The sequence below is a fragment of the Agrobacterium sp. SUL3 genome (genome assembly GCF_001263295.1).
Classification (GTDB): Bacteria; Pseudomonadota; Alphaproteobacteria; order Rhizobiales; family Rhizobiaceae; genus Agrobacterium; species Agrobacterium tomkonis.
Genome location: NZ_KQ414551.1, coordinates 1 through 4,829 on the forward strand (window position 1 = coordinate 1; position 4,829 = coordinate 4,829).

Genomic DNA, 4,829 nt, shown 5'->3' on the forward strand with positions numbered 1-4,829 from the left:
GGCGCCATCGTAAATTGATCGACGTTCTCATACTGGCATGGAATATCTGTATCATACTCCCCGCCAGTATACAAGAGGTGTCCGAGTGAGGATGTCAAACCAGAGAAGGCGTGCATGGGGTGGCTTCGTTTCACAGGCCTCCACCTCTGTGTCGCCCACAGCCTGTGACCCGCCCATCGATCTTGAAGGGTCCATCGATCCTGGCGCGGTGAAAATGCCAGAGAAGGCGTTCGCTTCGCTACGCCGGCAACAAAATTCAGGCCCGGAACGCCGAAAGTCTGCGCTCTGGTGAACAGCACCGGTTGGCTGGATACGAGGCTTTTGCTCTAACTGCGGGCGAGAACGGGCAAGAAAACGAGCCTGAAATCGTTACTTAAGATAAGTACGCAGAATCTTCATTACGCCTTCGACGTCGTCTTCGCGATCGCTGCCCTCGCTTTTGACGGTCGGATCTACACCGGTACCGAATGTTTCCCTAAGGTGACTCTCCATCACTTCTGCCATCAGTCCATTTGTCGCGCCACGCATGGCGACAATTTGCTGCAGTAGGGGAGCGCAATCGGCCCCGGCTTCGATCGCGCGTTCCAGAGCGTCCGCCTGGCCCTTAATACGCCGCAAGCGTGTGATGGCTCGCTTCTTGTCCTCTGATGAATGTGGCATCGCGCTTTCCCGAGAAATCGCTTCAGCATACTATACAGGAGGGGAGTTTCAATACTGTTCAGAGACTGGCGCTTCTGTAACCAGGCGAGGTCCCCCCTGCCGTTTTAAAATTCGCCCCCATCTGGCAGGGACACCACTGTTGGGATCGTTGGCCCTCTAATACTTGTGAGTGCGTTAGCGATGCATAGTTTCGGATCAAGCAGGTTGGACTCGGCGTGCTTCATGCTCTCAATCCCAATTGCAGATCCGAAATTTTCTGGCGTGGCGAAACAGGGAGGACGTTGGATAATTGCGAATCTCGCATCGCTACTGGCACGACCCGGGTAACGGCGTTTATGCCAATAGGGAAAACTTCGCTGAACGATGCGCTGTGCAGCTGGTTCTAATTTGTGTCGCAGGGCTCTGCTGCTACCCCGATCAGGCGCCGACGGAGATGAAATCGCCGACATGTTGCCCTGAGACAAGTCTTGCACGCGGAGGAGTAGCGGTCTTTCTCCAAAGCGTCCGCCACATGCAACGACAACATAGGCGCTGAGGGTCCGATCCTGTGTCCGGGAAGGGGGAGCCATCGCTGGCTTCCCCAGCTTTGCCGGTCAGACCGTAACGACGACCTTCCCGATCTGGTCGTTCGATTCGAGGAAGCGGTGCGCGTCCTGGATGGCGTCGAGCGGGAAGGTGCGCGCGATCCGCGGCTTGAGCGCGCCCGATTCCAAGCCCGCCACGATGAACGCCTTGGCGCGATCGAGGGCGTCGTCGTCCGAGACGATCTCGCTATAGAGATAACCCTTGAGCGTGAGGCTCTTGCCCAGCACGGAGAACAGCGGGAACGGCGTCGGCTCGCCGCTGAGCGCGCCATATTCGAGCAGAATGCCGCCGCGCGCCATGCTCGCGGTCAGCGGCTCGAACGATGGGCCTCCGACCGGATCGAGCACCACGCGCGCACCTGCACCATCGGTTATCTCCATCACCTTCGCTACCAGATCCTCTTCCTCGGTCGCGACGACATGATGTGCACCGGCATCAAGCAGGGCCTGGCGCTTGGCGCCGGTACGCGTCGTCGCGATCACCGTCGCGCCGACCATCCGCGCAATCTGGAAGGCAGCAAGGCCGACGCTGCTGGAAGCAGCCGTGACGATGACGAAATCGCCCTCGCCGAGCTTCGCCTGCTCCACCAGGGCGCCCCAAGCGGTGACGTACTGCATCCACACGCCCGCCGCTTCCTCGAACGACAGCGCCACCGGATGCTTGACGACGAGGCGGGCGGGCACGTTGGCGACCTCGCCATAGGTGCCCCAGCGCGCGATATCGAGCGGGGGGATGACGCTGACAGCTTCGCCCTCCGCAAACCCGGTCACGTCCGCCCCGACCGTAACGACAGTGCCGGCAGCCTCGTAGCCGAGTCGGCTCGGGAACTCGGCTTCCTGAAGGTAGGCGTGGTTGCGGAACATCACTTCGGCGCGGTTTATACCTATCGCCTTGACCGCGATCTGCACTTCGTCTGCCGCGGGCGCGGGCACTGCCACATCTTCAATCTTGAGGACGCTGGCGTCGCCATATTCGTGGATACGGACGATGCGGCTCATGGGACACTCCTTGAATATTGAATGATCGTTCTGTATAGGTTTGGGCCACCAGTTTCAAGATATTATTTATCGATCATTCCATATCGGGCGCCAGACATGACAGAGACGAAAGCACGTCGCGGCGCAGGTCGCCCTCGCGTGTTCGACACTAACGCAGCGCTCGACAAGGCGGTACGGCTGTTCTGGCAGCGCGGCTACGAGGCGACGTCGATGGCCGATCTGGTGGCGGAGACTGGCGTCGCCGCCGCCAGTCTCTATGCGGCGTTTGACAACAAGGCGGGGCTGTTCGCGGCGGTGATCGACCGCTACGCCGCGACGTTCAGCGTCCACCTTTACGCGCCGATCAACGATCCGGCGTTGTCCACCTTCGAGGCCGTCACGGGCCTGCTGGAACGAGCGGCGTCATCGTTCTCGGAACCTGGAACGCCGGCCGGCTGCTTCATGTATTCGGCAGCGGCAGCAGTGTCGCCGGCGTCCGTCGCCATCGAATGCCTACTGCGCAATAAGCGTATCGCGGCGGAGGCCCTCCTGATCGAGCGTCTGCATCGCGGCGCCGCGCAGGGCGAGCTTGCGGCCAATGCCGATCCGGCCGTCCTAGGCAAATTCATCAATACGGTAATGGAAGGCATGTCCGTTCAAGCGCGCGATGGCGCTACGATCAACGAACTGCTCTCCATCGCCAAAATGGCACTCGATCGATGGCCAGCTGCGGTGTAATCGTCCAGGCGAGATCGTCCTCGGTGTTCTTGCAACAAGCCTCTGTCGATCTGCGGCAAAGCCCACTGCGAGCCCAGTCCGTATGTCCGGATTGACCTGATCGCGCCAGCTCCCGCTCAAAGAAAATGCCCGCGCCCGGTTGAAAGGGCTTTTCTACAACATCCGTGTAGGTCGGCTTTCCCGGCCTGCTGAAGTCCGGCGTGACGCGGTTGATGTAGGCCCAGTGGTCGAGCGCCCGCGAGATAAATTCCGGACCATTATCCACCCTGATCTTGGCAGGCGGACTGCCGCACTCGAACAGCAGGCGGTCCATGACATCGACCACCTGTTCACCCTTGATCCCCTGATCGACGTGGATCGCCAGGCACTCGCGGGTATAGGCATCGACGACATCTCCAGCTTAAATCAGCTTCGATTTTGCCAGATCCTTCTCATTCTCGCAGGAAGCATTTTCCGAGACAGGGTCACTGTCGGACCGTCATGCTCGCCCCAACAGAAGAACAGGTGACGCTTGCCCTGCCGCTGCTTGATCGACCATTCGATCGCGACCCTGCCTTCCGGCACCGACAGCGCCCCGTATTTGATGGCGTTGGTCGCCAATTCGTGCAGCGCCATTGCCAGCGCCAAGGTGATCTCCGGGGAGAGCCTTACATGGGGACCGGAGGCGGTGAAGCGATCGGCATCCCGGTCCTTGAACGGGAGCAGGGCTCTATCCACGATATCACCGATCGCCGCGCCTTCGACCTCATCCTGGATCAACAGCTCCTGCGCGGCTCCCAGATTGGGGATGCGAGCGGACACCCGAAGCGTGACATCGCCTTCCATCAGATCGGCTTCGCTGAAATCCGTCAGCGCGACGGTTTGGCCTGTGTGGTTCTTTTCGATCACGACTGCTCGGAATGTGCTCATGATAATGCTCCTTTCTCAAAATTAGACCGATCGGCTAGAATTGTTCAAAAAAGGGGGGCAGGTGCGGATCATTGCGAAAAACCCTTCCGCGAATGTCCGGAGCGGAGCGCCGCTGCGTTCGAGCTTGGCGCGCAGCACGGCGCCTTCCCACCCGATCCAGAAGAAGGCGGCGAGGCGATCAGCATCATGGTGGGCTCCGATCTCACCGGCAGCTTGCGCGGCTCGCAGGCATAGGGCCGTGCGATGCTGCCAGTCCGCGAAAACGTCGCTGAGCTGCTGGCGAAAGGCTTCGGGCAGCGCCCCCATTTCCTGGCGCAGATTACCGACAAGGCAACCGCGCGCGAACGCATGGCGTTCCATCGCAGTTTCCGCATCGACCGCGAAGGCATTGAACGGGCACGGGCAAGACCCATCTGGCGCTCGCCATCACTGCCGCAGTGGTACGTGCCGGCACCAGAGGCCGATACTTCAATACGGTCGACCTGGTGAACCGGCTTGAGGAAGAAGCACGTCTGGGCAAAGCGGGAAGCCTTGCCGCTCAACTCTCACGTCTTGATCTCGTTGTGCTCGACGAACTGGGCTATCTCCCCTTCGCCCGTTCCGGCGGCCTACAAGGAGTTCGATGAGGGATCGGCGTTCAAGTACGTCATCGATCCTCACGGCTCGGTCGCGGCCTGACCCCGCCCGGAATGTCCCCGGTCTTGATCGGGGACATTCCGGCTTCGCAGGGGCAGAACGGCTTGCTGCACAAATGCCCCTCTCGGCTTGTCGATCGCCCCCGCTGATCGGCAAGCCGAACCGCGTTGACCATAGCATCAGCGAGCCCTGCGAGCTGAAGCTACCCCGACATCCCATCTCTCGTTTGACATCCCCACTCGGACACCTCTTGTATACTGGCAGGGAGTATGATACAGATACTCCCTGCCAGTATGGGAACGTCGACGAATTTTCGATGGCGCA

The 4,829-nt window shown here is 60.3% G+C and carries 4 protein-coding genes and 3 pseudogenes; 2 read left to right on the forward strand and 5 right to left on the reverse strand.

The annotated features are described in order from the left end of the window. Positions 1 to 369 precede the first annotated feature (369 nt). Together AKG12_RS28775 and AKG12_RS28780 are read right to left on the reverse strand one after the other, a co-directional pair. The gene (locus tag AKG12_RS28775) at positions 370 to 660 is read right to left on the reverse strand and encodes a metal/formaldehyde-sensitive transcriptional repressor (RefSeq protein WP_052821443.1); all 291 of its coding nucleotides are present in this window, start codon (positions 658 to 660) and stop codon (positions 370 to 372) included. A 593-nt stretch (positions 661 to 1,253) separates the two neighbouring features. After that, on the reverse strand, positions 1,254 to 2,243 hold the full coding sequence (locus AKG12_RS28780) for a zinc-dependent alcohol dehydrogenase family protein (RefSeq protein ID WP_052821444.1): 990 nt from the start codon (positions 2,241 to 2,243) through the stop codon (positions 1,254 to 1,256). 96 nt (positions 2,244 to 2,339) lie between these two features. Between AKG12_RS28780 and AKG12_RS28785 the strand changes: the two genes are divergently transcribed. After that, positions 2,340 to 2,960 carry a TetR/AcrR family transcriptional regulator gene (locus AKG12_RS28785; protein ID WP_046802491.1) on the forward strand — a complete coding sequence of 207 codons (621 nt, stop codon included), beginning with the start codon at positions 2,340 to 2,342 and terminating at the stop codon, positions 2,958 to 2,960. A gap of 151 nt (positions 2,961 to 3,111) precedes the next feature. Here AKG12_RS28785 and AKG12_RS30565 read toward each other — a convergent pair. The 3 genes and pseudogenes from AKG12_RS30565 to AKG12_RS28795 form a co-directional block, all read right to left on the reverse strand. Continuing rightward, positions 3,112 to 3,351 (reverse strand): annotated as a pseudogene (locus AKG12_RS30565) (DDE-type integrase/transposase/recombinase); the annotation flags it as partial. Between the two features lie 14 nt (positions 3,352 to 3,365). After that, the gene (locus AKG12_RS28790; protein WP_197283373.1) at positions 3,366 to 3,848 is read right to left on the reverse strand and encodes a sensor histidine kinase; all 483 of its coding nucleotides are present in this window, start codon (positions 3,846 to 3,848) and stop codon (positions 3,366 to 3,368) included. Between the two features lie 42 nt (positions 3,849 to 3,890). Continuing rightward, positions 3,891 to 4,247: pseudogene (locus AKG12_RS28795) on the reverse strand (TetR family transcriptional regulator C-terminal domain-containing protein); the annotation flags it as partial. Positions 4,248 to 4,261: 14 nt separating this feature from the next. Here AKG12_RS28795 and istB point away from each other — a divergent pair. Continuing rightward, positions 4,262 to 4,477 (forward strand): annotated as a pseudogene (istB, locus tag AKG12_RS29980) (IS21-like element ISSsp4 family helper ATPase IstB); the annotation flags it as partial. Positions 4,478 to 4,829: the final 352 nt, after the last annotated feature.